At 72.2% G+C, this 17260-nt stretch carries 11 protein-coding genes and 2 pseudogenes; 7 read left to right on the top strand and 6 right to left on the bottom strand.

The genetic code is table 11. From position 1 onward, the window contains the following. Positions 1 to 400: 400 nt before the first annotated feature. Together A5696_RS01065 and A5696_RS01060 are read right to left on the bottom strand one after the other, a co-directional pair. On the bottom strand, positions 401 to 1507 hold the full coding sequence (locus A5696_RS01065; protein ID WP_067872042.1) for a PPE family protein: 1107 nt from the start codon (positions 1505 to 1507) through the stop codon (positions 401 to 403). A gap of 21 nt (positions 1508 to 1528) precedes the next feature. Then, positions 1529 to 3271, bottom strand: a complete 1743-nt coding sequence (locus A5696_RS01060) for a PPE family protein (protein ID WP_067872039.1) — start codon at positions 3269 to 3271, stop codon at positions 1529 to 1531. A 474-nt stretch (positions 3272 to 3745) separates the two neighbouring features. On the opposite strand from A5696_RS01060, the gene A5696_RS01055 reads away from it, so the two are divergent. The 3 genes and pseudogenes from A5696_RS01055 to A5696_RS29000 all read left to right on the top strand — a co-directional run. Beyond that, positions 3746 to 6997 carry a LuxR C-terminal-related transcriptional regulator gene (locus tag A5696_RS01055; protein WP_067872036.1) on the top strand — a complete coding sequence of 1084 codons (3252 nt, stop codon included), beginning with the start codon at positions 3746 to 3748 and terminating at the stop codon, positions 6995 to 6997. Positions 6998 to 7163: 166 nt separating this feature from the next. Then, positions 7164 to 7385: pseudogene (locus A5696_RS29005) on the top strand (PE family protein); the annotation flags it as partial. Between the two features lie 1164 nt (positions 7386 to 8549). Further along, positions 8550 to 8765: pseudogene (locus A5696_RS29000) on the top strand (PGRS repeat-containing protein); the annotation flags it as partial. Between the two features lie 1095 nt (positions 8766 to 9860). Here the strand turns inward: A5696_RS29000 and A5696_RS01045 are convergent. After that, entirely contained in the window at positions 9861 to 10370 is a 510-nt protein-coding gene (locus A5696_RS01045) for a DoxX family protein (protein WP_067872030.1), read from the bottom strand. A gap of 24 nt (positions 10371 to 10394) precedes the next feature. Here A5696_RS01045 and A5696_RS01040 point away from each other — a divergent pair, with 24 nt between their 5' ends. From A5696_RS01040 to A5696_RS01030, 3 genes are all read left to right on the top strand, one after another. Continuing rightward, entirely contained in the window at positions 10395 to 11033 is a 639-nt protein-coding gene (locus A5696_RS01040; protein ID WP_231964181.1) for an NADPH-dependent F420 reductase, read from the top strand. Between the two features lie 82 nt (positions 11034 to 11115). Further along, the gene (locus A5696_RS01035; protein ID WP_067872027.1) at positions 11116 to 12690 is read left to right on the top strand and encodes a pyruvate, phosphate dikinase; all 1575 of its coding nucleotides are present in this window, start codon (positions 11116 to 11118) and stop codon (positions 12688 to 12690) included. Next, positions 12687 to 13292 (top strand): MarR family transcriptional regulator, encoded by a 606-nt coding sequence (locus tag A5696_RS01030; RefSeq protein ID WP_067872016.1) that lies wholly within the window; start codon positions 12687 to 12689, stop codon positions 13290 to 13292. Before A5696_RS01035 ends, A5696_RS01030 begins: the two co-directional genes overlap by 4 nt. Before the next feature lie 3 nt (positions 13293 to 13295). On the opposite strand, the gene A5696_RS01025 is transcribed toward A5696_RS01030, so the two are convergent. From A5696_RS01025 to A5696_RS01015, 3 genes are all read right to left on the bottom strand, one after another. Further along, on the bottom strand, positions 13296 to 14537 hold the full coding sequence (locus A5696_RS01025) for a WS/DGAT domain-containing protein (RefSeq protein ID WP_067872014.1): 1242 nt from the start codon (positions 14535 to 14537) through the stop codon (positions 13296 to 13298). A 4-nt stretch (positions 14538 to 14541) separates the two neighbouring features. Then, positions 14542 to 15447, bottom strand: a complete 906-nt coding sequence (locus A5696_RS01020; protein WP_067872010.1) for an alpha/beta fold hydrolase — start codon at positions 15445 to 15447, stop codon at positions 14542 to 14544. A 265-nt stretch (positions 15448 to 15712) separates the two neighbouring features. Next, positions 15713 to 16195, bottom strand: a complete 483-nt coding sequence (locus tag A5696_RS01015) for a VOC family protein (protein ID WP_067872006.1) — start codon at positions 16193 to 16195, stop codon at positions 15713 to 15715. Positions 16196 to 16372: 177 nt separating this feature from the next. On the opposite strand from A5696_RS01015, the gene A5696_RS01010 reads away from it, so the two are divergent. Next, positions 16373 to 17251: an alpha/beta fold hydrolase gene (locus A5696_RS01010; RefSeq protein WP_067872003.1), complete on the top strand. Its 879-nt coding sequence runs from the start codon at positions 16373 to 16375 to the stop codon at positions 17249 to 17251. Positions 17252 to 17260 lie beyond the last annotated feature (9 nt).

Raw genomic sequence — 17260 nt, 5'->3', positions numbered from 1 at the left:
ACCGTTGGCAGGGTGCGCCATTGCCAGTACAGCGGGCACAACGCAAGGCTCGCGAACAGCCACCGGCTGTGCCCCGGATCCCGGATGACGCTCTGCGCAAGCACGAACAGGGCAAGCAGGGCCAGATCGACCAGGATCGCGTTGCCCCGGGGGGCCGCCACCGCGTGGTCCATGCTTCGCGGAACCGCGACGTTTCCGGTGAAGCCGATCCCGTACAGCAGTGCGAGGCAGGACAACACGTAACCAACGGCGCCATGACCATTGGCCATGCCGTCCCGCACCGTCATATCTATCCTCCTTGGAGCGCAGGACGTCTCCCAATTGATTGTTGGTGTCTGATCACTTGCCGCCGCATCACGTTCGGCGGCGAGTCCGCAAAGCCCGGCCGCTCACCCCCGCCCTATCCGACCCCGACACGCGGCACCACGGTGGGCCGCGACTGCAGCACATGCGGACTCGCCCCGCCCCGGCCCAGCATCCCGGCGGGCGCTCCGGCGCCCATGCCGCCCATCGGCATCGGCATCATCGGCATGCCGCCCATGCCGGCCCCGACTCCCGCCGCGGCGGCGGGCGTTTCGCCGCCCAGCGCGGACGTGGCCGCGCTGACCACGCGGGCCGGCATCGATCCCTGCCATGTCGGGGGCACCGACATCGAGCCCACCAGCCGGGCCTTGCCCAAGCCCGCCGACATGGCCGGCCCGAGGCCCGCTCCTCCGCCCAACGGTGTCATCGCCGGGGCGGCGCTGCTGACAAACTTCGGGACGTCCGCGCCGACCGCCGTGGCATCGGCCAGCCCCGCGGTGCCGGCGTTCGCGCCCTGCGCCAGCGACATGATCGGTGACATCAGCATGCTGATCGGCAGCGTCGCGACTTGCGCAAGCGACGACAGCGACTGCAGCGGCGCCCCGGAAAGCAGCGACTGCAAGGCGGTCACTACATCCGCGGCTCCCTGCATGGCGGGAGACACCAAGCCTGCCAGGCTGATTGGCGGCGCCGCGAACGGCGTCAGCGCCGCCGCCACCGACATCGCCCCGGCGTGGTAGCCGGCCATCGCGGCGACGTCCTGGGCCCACATCTGGCCGTAGTGGAACTCGGTGGCCGCGATCGCCGGCGTGTTCTGGCCCAGAAAGTTGGTCGCCACCAACGCCATCAGTTGCGTGCGATTGGCCGCGACTGCGGCCGGATGCACGGTCAAGGTCTGCGCCGCCTCGAACGCCGTCGCCGCCGCCCGCGCCTGCGCCGCCGCCGCCTCGGCCTGTGCGGCCGACTCCGACAGCCACGATGCGTACGGCGCCGCGGCGCGCACCATCGCCTCGGAGGCCGGGCCCGACCACGGGCCGCCGATCAGACCCGAGATCACCGAGTCAAACGACGAGGCCGACGCCCGCACGTCGGCCGCCAACCCGTCCCAGGCCGTCGCCGCCGTGAACAACGGTCCGGCCCCGGCGCCGGCGTACATCCGCGCCGAGTTGATCTCCGGCGGCAACAACGAAAAGTCTGACATCACAATCCTTTTGGAAGAAGCTCCTTATTGGAAGAAACCCGCCTGCGCGTCGCGCCTGTTGAAGAAGCCCGAGTCGTCGTTGCCGGAGTTGCCAATTCCGGAGTTGAAGACGTTCGAGTTGCCGATGCCGATGTTGTCGAACCCCGTGTTTCCGATGCCGGCCAGGAAGCTGCCCGTGTTGTTGATCCCGGCGTTGTTGCCGTTGCCCGAGTTGCCGAAGCCCGACTCGAACGCGAGTCCGGTGTTCTGGAAGCCGGAGGTGTCGCCGCCGGAGTTGAAGAAGCCCGACGAGTCCAGGCCGGTGGTGCCGAAGCCGGAGTTCTTGACGCCGACCGGGGTGACCGTGCTGCCAAAGCCGGTGTTCAAGTTCCCGGAGTCGAAGCCGCCCGTGTTGCTGGCGCCCGAGTTGCCCAAACCGGTATTGATGGAGCCCGCGTTGAAGTCGCCGGTGTTGAGAGAGCCCGCGTTTCCGCTGCCGGTGTTCTGGAAGCCGGAGTTCCCCATCCCGAAATTCTGGGAACCGCCGTTCAGCATCCCCATGTTGTTGGCCCCGCCGTTGCCGACCCCGAAGTTGCTGAAACCGCTGTTCAAAAAGCCGGTGTTGCCCTGCCCCGAATTCGTGAAGCCGGTGTTGAAGCTGCCCGAGTTCTCGACACCGAAGCTGTGGTTGCCGGAGTTGAAGAAGCCGATGTTGCCGGTGCCCGAGTTGCCGAAGCCGATGTTTCCGGTCCCCGAGTTCAGTGCGCCGAAGCCGATCTGGTTGTCGCCGGTGAGCCCGAAGCCGATGTCGTTGTTGCCCGTATTGCCGAGGCCGAAGTTGTGGTTGCCGGTGTTCGCGATGCCGACGTTGTTGCTGCCGCGGTTCCCGACGCCCATGTTGGAGTCGCCCCGGTTCCCGCTGCCGACGTTGCCGCTGCCCAGGTTTCCGTTGCCGACGTTGGTGTTGCCGAGGTTTCCGCTGCCCATGTTCCCGAGGCCCGCGTTCCCGAAGCCGGTGTTGTTGTTGCCCGCGTTCCCGCTGCCCAGGTTTTGGTTGCCGCGGTTGCCGCCGCCGATGTTGCCGACGCCGTTGTTGCCATTGCCGACGTTGGCGCTGCCGATGTTGCCGCCGCCCACGTTCTGGCTGCCGATGTTGCCACCGCCCAGGTTTTGGTTGCCGGTATTGCCGCCGCCCACGTTGCCGCTACCCGAGTTGCCCGCGCCCAGGTTGAAGTTCGCGAGGGCCGCCTGCACTGGACCGAGTGGCCCGGACAGGGTTTGCGCCACGGGCTTCAGCTGCGCGGCCACCGCCGACGCCCCGCCGTGATAGCCCACCATCGCCGACACGTCGGCAGCCCACATCTGTTCGTACTGCGCCTCGGCCGCCGCGATCGCCGGCGCATTGAGCCCCAACAGGTTTGACCGCACCAACGACACGAACTGGCTGCGATTGGCCGCCACCGCCGCCGGATGCACCGTCGCGGAGGCCGCCGCTTCGAACGCCGCTGCCGCCGCCCGCGCCTGCCCCGCCGCCCCCTGCGCCTGCGCCGCCGCCGCCGACAGCCACCCCTGATACGGCGCCGCCGCGCCCACCATCGCCACCGCGGCCGGACCCTGCCACGCCGCCCCCACCAAGCCTGACGTCACCGACCCGAACGAGCTCGCTGCCGAACCCAGCTCACCGGCCAACCCCTCCCAGGCCGCCGCCGCCGCCAGCATCGGGCCCGGCCCCGCACCCAGATAAATCCGCGCCGAATTGACCTCCGGCGGCAACACCAAGAAATTCATCACACCCGTCCTTCGCCGTCAGTCGGGGCCGCCGCGTTTGCCGCGTTCGGCGCCGAACGGACGTCCGCCGGATGCGCTGACGCCACCGCCACCGCCACCGGGGCCGCTATCAGGTACGACATCGCCGTCCTCCCGCTCCCAAGCCGTCCGGACGATCGGTGGAAACGCAGCGAATTGCGATCCCGGTCCCGGCTTGTAGTTCCAAGCGGGTCAAATATGCGGGGTCCGACGTCGAACTAACGTCGGTCGAATCGCGTAGATACTCAGCATGAGGGGTCGTAAATGCGGCGAGGTGCGGGGTCGTAGGACCACCCCCGGCAAATGGTCGACCCAGGTGCCCGGGGCGGCCGCCGGCAGGCCTCACCACTCCGATGACCTCAATAGTTTTCGGTTGGTATTCGACCCTCGGTGGCTGGCATGAGCGAAACTGGTGTGCGCGGGGATTTACGGTCATGTAAGAGGCATGGCCATCGCGTGAGGGAGCCGATGCCCACAGGAACCGTGACCCTGCTGCTCGCCGATTTCGAGGGCGCCGAACGACTGTGGGAGAGCCAGGGGGAGCAAACGACGGCCGCGTTGGCGCGGCTGGATCGCGCCGCCTCCGAGATCGTTCCCGCCCACGATGGCGTGCTGGCGGCCGGACCGGGCGCGGGCAACGGCTTCATGGCCGCCTTCGCCCACGCGACGGATGCGGTGGCGTGTGCTGTGGCGTTGCAGCGGGCGCAGCTGGCGCCCATCCGGCTGCGCGTCGGCGTGCATACCGGCGAGGTTCAGCTGGGCGATGGGGGCGAGTATGTCGGCTCGACCCCCGAGCGGGCCGGCGCCCTGCGCGAGCTGGCGCACGGCGGACAGATTCTCCTCTCGGGCGTCACGCGCGACCTGGTCATCGACCAATTGCCGGCCGACACCTGGCTGACCGATCTCGGCACCCATCAGCTCGGCGACCTTCCCCGCCCCGAGCGGTTGGCGCAGCTCTGCCACTCCGACCTGGACGCCGAATTCCCGCCGCTGCGCACCACCGGAAGCGTCGTCCCGCACGGCCTCCCTGTGCAGCTGACGCGGTTCGTGGGTCGCGTCACGCTGACGAACGACGTCGTCAAGGCGCTGTACGAGAACCGGCTGGTGACCCTGGCCGGCGCCGGTGGTGTCGGTAAGACGCGGCTGGGGGTGCAGGTCGCCGCCCAGGCGGCGGCCGAGTTCGACGGCGACGTGTGGTTTGTCGACCTGACGCCGGTCACCGACCCGGAGATGGTGCCGGTCGCGGCGATGCGGGCGCTCGGCCTCCCCGACCAGCCGGGCCGCTCGGCGACGGAAACACTGGTGCGGTTCCTCGGTGACCGCCCGGTCCTCCTCGTTCTGGACAACTGCGAGCACCTGATCGACGAGTGCGCCCGACTGACCGTCGCGCTCCTGGGCGCCTGCCCGCAGCTGACGATCCTGACGACCAGCCGCGAGCCGATCGGGGTGGCCGGCGAGCTGACCTGGCGGGTGCCGTCGCTGTCGCTGGCCGACGAGGCGATCGAGCTCTTCGTCGACCGTGCGCGCTTGGCCCGGCCCGATTTCAGCATCGCCGTCGACGACAGCGCCGCCGTGCGCGAGATCTGCGCTCGCGTGGACGGCCTGCCCCTGGGCATCGAGCTCGCCGCGGCGCGGGTGCGGATGATGTCGCTGACCGAGATCCTCGACGGCCTGCGCAACCGGTTCCGGCTGGTGACCGGCGCGGCGGCCGGGACACGGCGCAAGAAGACCCTGGGCGAGTCGGTCGACTGGTCGCACGCGCTGCTGAACGAGCCGGAGCGCATCCTGTTCCGGCGGCTCGCGGTTTTCCGGGCGGGCTTCGACCTCGATGCCGCGCGGGTCATCGGCGACGGCGATCCGGTGCAGCAGCATCAGGTGCTCGACCGGCTCGCCCAGCTGGTGGACAAGTCGTTGGTGGTGGCCGATTACGCCGGCGATCGCACGCGCTTCCGGCTGCTCGAGACCGTGCGCCACTACGCGGCGGCAAAGCTGGCCGAATCCGGGGAAGCCGACGAGGTGCACGCGCGGCACCGCGACTACTACGCGGCGCTGGCCGCCCTGCTGGACAGCGCCGCTGACGCCGACCACCAGCGCCGCATCGAACAGGTCGAGATCGAGATCGACAACCTGCGGGCGGCGTTCGCGTGGAGCCGCCGAACCGGCGACATCGAGCGGGCGCTGGAGCTGACGTCGTCGCTGCAACCGCTGTGGCAGACGCGGGGCCGCATCCAGGAGGGCCTGGCCTGGTTCGACGCCATTCTCGCCGAGCCCGGCGCGCGGCACTCCGACGTCTCCGCGGTGGTGCGCGGGCGCGCGCTGGCCGACAAGGCGGTCCTCGACGCGTCGCGCAGCATCGGCGACAACCTGGAGCAGGCGCAGCAAGCCGTGGCGATCGCCCGCGAGATCGACGACCCCGCGCTGCTGGCGCGCGCGCTCACCGCCTGCGGCGCGATCGCTTCCTACAGCGCCGCCGCGGCCCGGCCGTACCTGGACGAGGCGATCGGCATCGCCCGCTCGCTCGACGACCAGTGGCGGCTGACCCAGATCCTGACCTGGCAGGCCAACGGCGCGTTCTACGCGGGCGACCCGATCGCCGCCGAAGAGGCCTCCCGAGAGGGGTGCGAGCTCGCCGATGCGATCGGCGACCGATTCGACGCGCGCTCGTGCCGCTGGACCCTGGGCTTGGCGCAGATGATGAAGGGCGATCTGGCCCGGGCCGTCGAGCAATTCGAGGCGGTGACCGCCGATGCGGACGCGGCGCACGACGTCTTGTTCCGGTGGGGCGCCCGGCTGAGCCTCAGCCTCGCACTCGCCTTCCGGGGCGACACCAGCGCGGCCACCGCCACCGCCCACGCATCACTGGATGCGGCCGCCGATCTGTGGCCATATAACGAGGGATTCAGCTATGCGGTCCTGGTCACCGCGGCGGCGGCCGCCGGCGACCTCGCGGCGGCGACCGAGGCGATCGAGGCGGCCCAACAACGCCTGAGCGCGCAGGGCGAGCTCGGCGCCGCGATTGTGAACCCGATGGCCGACGTGGCCCTGGCCCGCGGCGATCTCGTCGAGGCCCGGCGCTGGGCCGACCAACAGGTCGCGGCGTCGGCGGGCTGGCACCTGGCCCGGGCGCTCACCACGCGGGCGCGCATCTCGATCGCCAAAGGCGAACCCGACCAAGCGGATCGCGACGCGCACAAGGCCCTCGGCTGCGCGGCGGAGCGCCAGGCGCACCTGGCCGTCCCCGACATCCTCGAGTGCCTCGGGCGGCTGGCCGCGGACGGCCTGAGCCATCGCGACGCGGCGCGCCTGTACGGCGCCGCCGACCAGATCCGCCGGCGAATCGGCGTGGTGCGGTTCCGCATCCACGACGCGGACCACGAGCGGTCGGTCGCCGCGCTGCGCGACGCCATGGGCGAGCAGGAGTTCGACAGCGCATGGGCGGAGGGAGCCGGGCTGTCCCTCGACGAGGCCATCGCCTACGCGCGTCGCGGTCGCGGGGAGCGCAAGCGCCCGACGAGCGGCTGGGCCTCCCTCACTCCGACCGAGCGCGACGTCGCGCGGCTGGTGGCCGAGGGGCTGGCCAACAACGAGATCGCCGCCCGGTTGTTCATCTCCCGGCGCACGGTGCAGACCCATCTCACGCACGTGTACGCGAAGCTGGGCATCAGCTCCCGCGTGCAGCTGGCCCAGGAAGTCGCCGGCCACAGCTAAGCACCGTCGGCGCGCGAATCTACGACCCCCGGACGTGTGCTGTTACGAGCTTTGACCGACGTTTCGGCGGCGCATCCACCGGATCCTGAATTCGATTCCAGACGAGCGTCCGGAGGGGCAGCGACGCAGATCCGCCCCGGCGCTCGATGACGACCGGAGGACAGCGATGTCGTTTGTGATAGTGGCCCCCGACACGGTGGCGGCGGCCGCGGCGGATGTGGAGAGCATCGGATCGGCGCTCAGCGCCGCGCATGCGGCCGCGGCGGCCCCGACCACGGGGATTCTGGCGGCCGGGGCCGATGAGGTGTCGGCGGCGCTGGCGTCGCTGTTTTCCGGGCACGCGCAGGCCTACCAGGCGCTGAGCGCCGAGGCGGCGGCGTTCCACCAACAGTTCGTTCAGACGATGAGCGCAAGCGGAGCGATGTTCGCCGGCGCGGAGGCGGCCAACGTGTCCCCGCTGCAGAGCCTGCTCGACGCGGTCAACGCGCCGGTGCAGGCGGCGACCGGGCGCCCGCTGATCGGCAACGGCGTCAACGGCGCCCCGGGGACGGGGCAGAACGGGACGGACGGCGGGTGGTTGATCGGCAACGGCGGCGCCGGCGGATCCGGCACCGGCGGCGGCAACAACGGCGGGAACGGCGGTAACGGCGGGGCCGGTGGTGCCGGCGGAACCCCCCTGGCCATCGGCGGCGCCGGCGGCAACGGGGGCCACGGCGGGTCAGCCGGACTGTTCGGCTCCGGTGGCGTCGGCGGGGCCGGCGGTAACTCGGACGCGGGAACCGGCGGGAACGGCGGGGCCGGCGGCAACGCCGGCATGCTGTCCGGCGCGGCCGGGACGGGCGGCATCGGCGGCCGCAGCGACAGCATCACCCGTCCCGGCGGAGACGGGGGCACCGGCGGCAACGGCGGGCTGTTCTCCAGCGGGGGCACCGGCGGGCTCGGCGGAAGCAGCGTGAGCGGGACCGGCGGCACCGGCGGGGCCGGCGGAGCCGGCGGGATGTTCGGCGCAGGCGGCAGCGGCGGGATGCTCAGCCTCGGTGCGGGCGGCGCGGGCGGCGCCGGCGGCGAGAGCATCACCCCGGTGGTCGGCATCGGCGGGGCGGGCGGAGCCGGCGGCAACGGCGGGCTGCTCTTCGGCGACGGCGGCGCGGGCGGCAACGGCGGGTTCGGCCCCCAGACCGGCGGGCGCGGCGGGGTGGGCGGCGCCGCAGGCCTGCTCACCGGCTCGGGGGGCGCCGGCGGCGCCGGCGGAGACGGCCTGACGTCTCAGGGCGGCGCCGGGGGCGCCGGGGGCAGGTCGGGCCTCATCGGCGACGGCGGAAACGGCGGCAGCGGCGGCAGCAGCCAGGGCGCCGCCAGCAGCACCGGCGGTGCGGGCGGGGCCGGCGGCAACGCGATGCTGGTCGGCGACGGCGGCAACGCCGGTAACGGCGGCCTCGGCCAGGTGCCGGGCAAGGCGGGCGCCGGCGGCATCGGCGGTCAGCTGCTGGGTTTGGACGGCTTCAACGCCCCCGCCAGCGCCAACCCGCTGCACGCCCTGCAGCAGCAGGCACTCAACGCGATCAACGCGCCGGTCCAGGCGGCCACCGGTCACCCGCTGATCGGCAACGGCGCCAACGGGGCGCCCGGCACGGGGGCCGCGGGCGGGCCCGGCGGGCTGCTGTTCGGCAACGGCGGGACCGGCGGCTCCGGGGCGCCCGGCGCCGCCGGCGGCCACGGCGGGGCCGGCGGTGGGCTGTTCGGCTCCGGCGGCGCAGGCGGCACCGGCGGGGCGTCGGTCACCGGAAACGGCGGGACGGGCGGGGCCGGCGGCAACGGCGCGCTGTTCGGCTCCGGCGGAGCCGGAGGAGCCGGCGGAAGGGCACCGTCCGGCGCCAACGGCGGCGCGGGCGGCGCCGGCGGCAACGCCGGCTTGTTCGCAGGCGCGGCCGGGGACGGCGGCGCCGGCGGCGTGGCCTTCACACCCGGCACGGCCGGCGCAGGTAACGGCGGGGCCGGCGGTGCCGGCGGCACCGGTGGGCTGTTCGCCCGCGGCGGGGTCGGCGGCGACGGCGGGTTCGGCCTGCACAGCGGGGCCGGCGGCGACGGCGGCGCCGGCGGCACGTTGTCCGGCGACGGCGGGGCCGGCGGCGCCGGGGGGTTCAGCAGCCTCAACGGCAGTAGCGGCGCCGGAGGCACCGGCGGCAACGGCGGCCTGTTCGGCGGCGGCGGGGCGGGCGGATCAGGCGGGGCCAGCCAGACCGCGGCGGGCGCCGGCGGGCGCGGCGGCAATGCCGGCATCCTGAGCATGGGCGCCGGCGGCGGGGCCGGCGGCGCGGGCGGGACCAGCGACGGCATCGCCGGTGCCGGCGGCGACGGCGGCAACGGCGGCCTGTTCTTCGGCGACGGCGGGGCCGGCGGCATGGGCGGCGCCGGCGATTCCAGGGGCGGGGCCGGCGGCGCCGGCGGCAACGCCGGCATGCTCACCGGCTCCGGCGGCTCCGGCGGCGGCGGCGGACTTGCGGGCGCCAGCCCGCTGACTCCCGGCGGCGCAGGCGGGGCCGGCGGCAGGGGCGGGCTGATCGGCAACGGCGGTGACGGCGGTGCCGGCGGGTCCGGTTTCGGCGGCACCGGCGGCGCGGGTGGGAACGGCGGCGACGCCGTGGCGGTCGGCGATGGCGGCAACGGCGGCAACGGCGGAGACCCGGGCAACCCGCCCGGCACGCCGGGCACCGGCGGCACCGGCGGGGTGCTGCTCGGCCAGAACGGGAACACCGGGAAGCCGTAGCCGGGCGGCGTGCCGCCGGTGCCACGCGACTGTAACGGCACTGCGAAGAATCGGGCCGAGCTTCGCGGTGCCGTTACGCTCGCGGCCGCAGGACGGCTATCCCGCCTGCTTGACCGGCGGCCGGTAGAAGATCAGCAATTGCCCGACCGCGCCGGCGAGACCGAGCCCCGCCGAGATCGCCAGGCCGGCCCAGCCGTCACACCAGTTGTGGCCGAAGATCAGCCAGTCCAGGCTGAGCCGCCCGGCGCCCAGCGTGGCCACCGCGACGGCACTGACCGCCAGCACCAGGTTGTACTCCCAACCCTCCTTGACGATGAAGAAGCCGTTGGCGCGGTGCACGGTCCAGGCCGCGACCAGCATCAGCGAGACGAAGCCCGCCGCCGGGATCGGCGTGAGCAGCCCCGCCGCCAGGCCCAGCCCGGCGGCCATCTCGGTGGTGGCGGCCACGGTGGCGTGGAATTTTCCGGGTTTCATGCCGATGCTCTCGAACCACCGCGCGGTCCCCGGTATCCGGCCGCCGCCGAAGAACTTGTTGAAGCCGTGCGCGGCGAGTGTCAGTCCCAGCACCAGCCGCAGGATCAGTAACCCGACGTCATACACATTCATGGGTGCAAACCTAGCGGGTGGCGATTGAGACCCGGAAAGGAGCGCGACATCAAGATCGCGATCATCGGGGCCGGCAACGTCGGCAACGCCCTGGGCACCGCGTGGGCCGACCGGGGCCACCGGATCATGTTCGGTGTCCGCAATCCTGACGACCCGAAGTATTCGTCGCTCGGCTCCGTCGAGACCAACGAATTCGCTTCGGCCGCAGCCGATGTCGTGGTGCTGTGCACGCCGTGGCAGGCCACGCGGGCGGCGGTGCGGGGCTGCGGCGATCTCTCGGGCAAAGTGCTCATCGATTGCACCAATCCGCTGACACCCGACATCTCCGGGCTCGAGGTCGGGCATGTCACGTCGGGGGCGGAGGAGGTCGCGAAGTGGGCCCGCGGCGCCCGGGTGTGCAAGGCGATGAACCAGATCGGCTCCGCCATGATGGACGGGCCGCAATTGCCGGCCCGGCCGGTCATGTTCGTCTGCGGCGACGACGACGAGGCCAAGTGGGTGACCGCCGGCCTGGTCGCCGAGCTCGGTTTCGAGACGGTCGACGTCGGCGACCTGACGCTGGCGCGGCTGCTCGAGCCCTACGGGCTGCTGTGGATTCACCTTGCGCTGCGCCGCGGCCTCGGCACGAACTTCGGCTTCGGGCTGCTGCGCGGACGCTCCTGACATACTCGTCGAGGCCTGCCGGGAAGGTCCCGGCGGGACGGGCCGCTCGACGAGGGGGTGCACCACGACCCGCATCAACGCCGTGGTCTCGCTCGACGGCGGCGCGCGTCACCCGCGCGAGCTGTTGGGTAACAAGGGCCACGGCATCGACGCGATGCGCCGGCAGCGCCTGCCCGTGCCGCCGGCGTTCTGCATCACCACCGAGGTCGGCCTGGCCTACCTCGCCGAGCCGGGCGCAACGCTCGACGCCGTCTGGGGCGACGTGCTGGACCGGATGCGTTGGCTGGAAGCCGAAACCTCGCGGACGTTCGGGCGGGGCCCGCGCCCGCTGTTGGTCAGCGTGCGCTCGGGAGCCACGCACTCCATGCCCGGCATGATGGACACCCTGCTGGACGTCGGGATGAACGACGCCGTCGAACGTGCGCTCACGGCTGAAGGCGGATCACGGTTCGCCCGCGACACCCGGCAGCGATTCACCCGCATGTATCAGCGCGTCGTGGGTAGGCCGGAATCCGTGCCCGACGATCCCTACGCGCAGCTGCGCGCCGGCATCGAGGCCGTGTTCGCCTCGTGGAACTCGCCCCGCGCCGCCGCCTACCGCGCGCACTACGGCATCGACGACCTTGGCGGCACCGCGGTCGTCGTGCAGGCGATGGCATTCGGCAACCGTGGCCCCAATTCCGGTGCGGGCGTGATCTTTTCCCGCAACCCCATCACCGGCGCCGACGAACCCTTCGGCGAATGGCTGCCGGGCGGTCAGGGCGACGACGTGGTCTCGGGGCTGGTCGACGTCGCACCGATCGCGGCCTTGCGGGACGCGCAACCGGCCGTCTACGCCCAGTTGACGGACGCCGCCCGCGGCATGGAGCGGCTCGCGTCGGACACCCAGGAGATCGAGTTCACCGTCGACGACGGCGCGTTGTGGCTGCTGCAGACGCGGGCGGCCGAGTTGTCGGCGCAGGCCGCGGTGCGGCTGGCGCTGCAACTGCGCAGAGAGGGCCTCATCGACGACGCCGAGGCGCTGCGCCGCGTGACGCCGGCGCACGTGTCGGCTTTGCTGCTGCCCGCGCTCCAGCCCGAAACACGCTTGGCTGCAAACCTTTTGGCCAAGGGGCTGCCCGCCTGCCCGGGCGTGGTGTCGGGCAAGGCGTACATCGACGTCGATGCGGCGCTGGAGGCCGCCGACCGCGGTGAGCGCGTCATCCTGGTGCGCGACCACACCAGACCCGAAGACGTCCTGGGCATGCTGGCCGCCCAGGCCATCGTCACCGAGGTCGGCGGCGCAGCCAGCCACGCGGCGGTGGTCAGCCGCGAGCTCGGGCGGGTGGCGGTGGTGGGCTGCGGTCACGGCGCCGCGGCGAGGCTGGCGGGCCGGCAGATCACCGTCGACGGCTACGAAGGCGAGGTGCGCGAGGGCGACCTGAGCCCGTCGGCGTGGTCGGAAAATGACACGCCGGAACTGCGCGAGCTGGCCGATGTCGCGCGGCGGATCAGCCCGTTGCGCGCGCACGCCGCCGGCGATCACCCCAGGCTGGACGACGCCTCCGATGCCGCGGTGCGCGCGGCCCTCGACACCGGGGCCACCGACGTCGTTTCCGTCACCCCGCTGACCGTCATGCTGACGGCCCTGCGCCTGACCACCGAGGCGTCCCGATGACGGAATTGGCTGTGCTGCAGGCGGTCCGGCTGAAGGGCCGGGTGCGTCCCGCCGAGCTTGCCGCGACCCTGGGCCGGGACCTTGGCGACGTCTCCGGCGCCGTCGAGCGGTTGACCGCGGCGGGCCTGCTGCTCGACGGCGCGGCGCTGCGGATCAGTCCCGGCGGCCGCGCCCGGCTCGAGGAGTTGCTCGCCGAGGAGCGCGCGGGTGTCGATCCGGGCGCGATGGGGGCCGCCTACAACGACTTTCGCGCGGTCAACACCGCCCTCAAGGCGCTGGTCACCGATTGGCAAGTCAAGGGGGGCGCGCCCAATGCGCACGACGACGCCGAATACGACGCCGCTGTGCTGGCTCGCCTCGACGACGTGCACGCCCGGGTGCTGCCGATCATCGAGGCGGCCGCCGCCCAGTTGCCGCGGCTGGGCGCCTACGCGGCGAAATTGTGTGCGGCGCTGGACAAGATCAAGACGGGCGACACCGCCTGGCTGTCCAGGCCGCTCATCGACTCGTACCACACCGTGTGGTTCGAGCTGCACGAGGAGCTGATCGGCGCCGTCGGCCTGACCCGCGAGGAGGCGGCCAGATCGGGTGACGCCCAATAGCTTTCACAGCGCCGCGTCGAGCAGCTCGAGGTACTCGTCGATGTCGGGGATGGCCGATTCGGCGGCGTGAACGCTGATAGCGACGGTGTCGCCGATGCCGTGCACCCCATGGGTCAGCCCCATCGCCGGTGAAAGGGCCGGGTATCCCGCCGTCAGCACCACCCTGGCGCCGCCGAAGCCCAGATCGGCGGCCCCGCGGTTGACGCTGGACACCACGGTGTTGCCGGCCACCTGCGTGGGGCGGACGAAAGGGTCGAACTGCGCGACGCCCCAACGCAGTAGCGCCGCGGGCACCGCGGCGAAGGCGCGGTCGGCGGCCCGGGCCGCCGGGTGTTCGAAGCGGCGCCGGCCGTTGGCCAGATCGGCGGCGATCCGCGCGATCCGGGCCTCCAACGCCAGCTCGGGGTACAGCCCGACAACGACGTTCCCGAAATGATTATTGGCATGCGGCACACCGGGTTTGGCCATCGGTACTTCGGCGCCCAGCGTGTCGGACCCCTCTTCGAGCAGAGTGGACAGCGCCGTGGAGACCGCGGCCAGCACCGCGAGGGTGACCGTGGGCCCGCCCAGTTGCGAACGGCGCCGCACCAGCGTGCGCGCCGACCGGATGCGCCCGGGACGGGCGTTGGTGGGTTGCAGCGGCCGCGACCCGGCCCGCGGCGCCAGCAGCCCGGCGCGGGTGTCGCGGACCAGCCGGCGATGAGCGCGCGCCGCCTCGACGGCCCGCAAGGGCAAGAATCCCGCCGACGGCGCCGCCACCCCCGGCACCGGGGCCGCCCGGCCGAACAACCACGCCGCCATCGCCGCTGCGCGGGCGCCGTCGGCCAGCGCGTGCGGGACCTGCATGACGACGACGCTGCCCGGCCCGGCAACGCCGGGAATGCCGAAGACCGGGGTGAACACATGCAGCCGCCACGGCATCGCCCGAACGTCCAACTGGTCGTCGGCGAGGGCGGCGACGGCCACCAGGCAGTCGCCCCACCCGGGGTCGGCCAGGTCGTGGCGGACCACCCAGTCGGGCCCGAGAGCGGCCGGCACCCACTGCGGATAGGCCAACCGGCCACGGTCGGCGACCCGCATCGTCAGGCCGGGGCAGGCACGCGCCCGCGCGCACACCCGCTCGACGGCGGCGGAGTAATCCGCGGGTTCGCCGTCGAACGCGTAGAGCAGGAACTCATCGCTGGGCAGTTTGGCCGACATCCAGTAGAACTGCGCGTCGACGGCGGCCATCCGCTGCCCCGGCATGGCTTCAGCCGGGTGAGCCGATGAACGTCAGCACCAGGCTGGCGACCTTGTCCGGCTGTTCGAGCTGCAGGAAGTGCCCGGCGTGCTCCACGATGGCGACCTCGCTGCCCGCGGGCAGCGCCTTCTCCGTCCAGCGGGTGAAAGCCGATGTCATGCAACCGTCGTCGCGCCCGTGCAGGTACAGGCACGGCAGCAGGGGCTCCTCGGTCCACAGCCGGTTCAGTTCGGCATACTCCGCCGGCGGCCGCGGGTGGCGGATGGTGGCCCGGTAAGTTCCCAGCGCCGCCCGCCAGCTCTCCGGCGTGCCGATCGCCGCGTCGACGTGGCGCAGATCCTCGTCGGCGCGGTAACCGGGCGACCACCTCCGCCACAGCAGCGGCAGCACCCAGGACGCGGAACGTTCGGGCAGCCAAGGCAATTGGAAGTAGAAGATGTACCAGCTGCGCAGCAGCTGCGGCGGCAGGTGGCCGAGCAGCCGCAGCCGGTCGGCCGCGCTACCGCGCCGACGAAACCCCGCGGACACCGGCACCGACATGATCACGGCCTTGGTGAACGGGCTGTCGGGCAGTGCGGCCAGGCCGGTCGCGGCGATCGCGCCCCAGTCGTGACCGATCACGACGTCGTGCTCGGTGCCGCCCGCGGCCGCGCGCACCCGCAGGGCGTCGTCCATCAGCGCGCCCACATGGAAGTCGCCGTCGGCCGGGATCGACGACGGCGCGTACCCGCGCATGAACGGCGCGACGACGCGCCACCCCGATTCGGCGAGCCGCGGTGCGAGCTTGCGCCATCCGTAGGCGGTGTCGGGGAAGCCGTGCAGGCACAGCGCGATCGGGCCGTCCGGCGGCCCCCAGGTCAGGGCCTTCAGGTCCCCCGCCGGGCCGGGCACGTCGACCCAGCCCGGTTCACCCACCGCGGGCTCGCTCGGTGTCGTCAGCCATGTCCACTCCCTCGTCGGCGCCCGTCCGCACCGACCAACCTAACGCCTGGTCGATTCGCACGCACCGGCCCCGGTACCGAATTCGCCAGATGCCCACGGCGACATGGCATTCCGAGCTAGGGCGGGCTACCGACGGCATCGGGAGACAGCTGGCTTCCCCGGCATCCTCGCCGCGGCCACCGAGGCCCTCGCGACCAGGGGATTCACCGTGCCTACGCGGTGGCCGGGATCGGCCGGCTCACCGGGTGAACGCGCCCGCCGCGGCCCGCTCCAAGTCGGCGATGACGATCTTGCGCATGCCGAGCATCGCTTCGGTGGCCGCCGCGGCGCGCGCCCGGTCCGGGTCGCCGATCAATTCGAAGAGCCGGTCGGGGACGATCTGCCAGCTCAGCCCGAAGCGGTCCTTGCACCATCCGCACTGCGATTCCTCGCCGCCGTCGGTCAACCGCTCCCAGTAGTAGTCGACCTCGTCCTGGTCCTTGCAGTGCACCGTGAACGACACCGCCTCGCTGAACGGAAACTGCGGCCCGCCGTTGATGCCGATGAACCGGGTGCCGTCCAGCACGAAACTGCCCGACAGGACCGTTCCCGGCTCCCCCGGGCCCGCCTCGGTGGTCCGGTTGAAGCCCTCGATCCGGGAGTTGGGGAACACCGACGTGTAAAACTCCGCGGCCTCCTCCAGGTCGTGGTCGAACCACAGCGAGGGCGTGATCGATGGCATGCGCGTCTCCTTTAGGTCTGGTGCGGTGGTTGTCAGCGGTCTCAGTGATAGACCGCGGCGGCGCCGAGAACTCATCGGCGCCCGCGACGGCCTCGCGGACCGTGGCCAGACCCCCAGGTCGAGGGTGAATAGGTTGCCTAGGTAACGTCGAAGGGCGATCTACGAAAGAGGACGCCCTTGAGCGCCGTAACCAGCAAACCCGAGACGGTCGAGTTTTCCGGCCACAACGGGATCACCCTCGTCGCCGACGAGTGGAACCGCGGCTCGGCCCCTCTGGCCAATAAGGCGGTCGATCGGCCCACCATCCTCATGTTGCACGGCGGCGGCCAGAACAGGTTTTCCTGGAAGAACACCGGCCAGATCCTCGCCGATGATGGGTTTCACGTCGTCGCGCTGGACTCGCGGGGCCACGGTGACAGCGCTCGCGCGCCCGACGCCGACTACGACGTGGAGACGCTGACGGCGGACGTGCTGCGGGTCCTGGACGCGATCGGCCGGCCGGTGGTCATCATCGGCGCGAGCATGGGCGGGCTGACCGGCATCCTCGCCGCCGACCGGGCCGGCCCCGACCGCGTGACGCAACTGGTGCTCGTCGACGTGGTGCCCCGGTTCGAGAAGGGCGGCAGCGCGCGCATCCGCGAGTTCATGTTCAGCGGGCTCGACGGGTTCGAAACGCTCGAGCAGGCGGCCGACGCCGTTGCCGCCTACCTCCCGTACCGGAAAAAGCCGCGCAGCCCCGAGGGGCTGAAGAAGAACCTGCGCCTGCGCGACGGGCGGTGGTACTGGCACTGGGACCCGGCCTTCATGACCAAGCCCGGCGACGACCCGGAGTTGCGCACCGAGAAATTCGAGCAGGCCGCGGCCGGCCTGACGATCCCGGTTCTGTTGATCCGCGGGAAGCTGTCCGACGTCGTCAGTCCCGAAGGCGTCGAGCATTTCCTGACCCAGGTGCCCCGCGCGGAGTTCGTCGAACTGTCCAACGCCGGGCATACCGCGGCCGGCGATGACAACGACGCGTTCAGCGAAGCCGTGGTCGCGTTCGTCGAGCGCCGCTGATTCCCAAGC

The organism is Mycobacterium sp. E2699, from assembly GCF_001666745.1.
In the GTDB taxonomy this organism is placed as follows: Bacteria; Actinomycetota; Actinomycetes; order Mycobacteriales; family Mycobacteriaceae; genus Mycobacterium.
Note: the sequence above shows the minus strand (reverse complement) of the source record. Positions and strands in the feature narration are given on the sequence as shown.

What these genes read in the sequence shown, in the direction of transcription:
- A5696_RS01060 (WP_067872039.1), bottom strand. Translation starts at nt 3,271, where the DNA reads ATGAATTTCTTGGTGTTGCCGCCGGAGGTCAATTCGGCGCGGATTTAT.
- A5696_RS01045 (WP_067872030.1), bottom strand. Translation starts at nt 10,370, where the DNA reads ATGAATGTGTATGACGTCGGGTTACTGATCCTGCGGCTGGTGCTGGGA.
- A5696_RS01030 (WP_067872016.1), top strand. Translation starts at nt 12,687, where the DNA reads ATGACGGAATTGGCTGTGCTGCAGGCGGTCCGGCTGAAGGGCCGGGTG.
- A5696_RS01025 (WP_067872014.1), bottom strand. Translation starts at nt 14,537, where the DNA reads ATGCCGGGGCAGCGGATGGCCGCCGTCGACGCGCAGTTCTACTGGATG.
- A5696_RS01015 (WP_067872006.1), bottom strand. Translation starts at nt 16,195, where the DNA reads ATGCCATCGATCACGCCCTCGCTGTGGTTCGACCACGACCTGGAGGAG.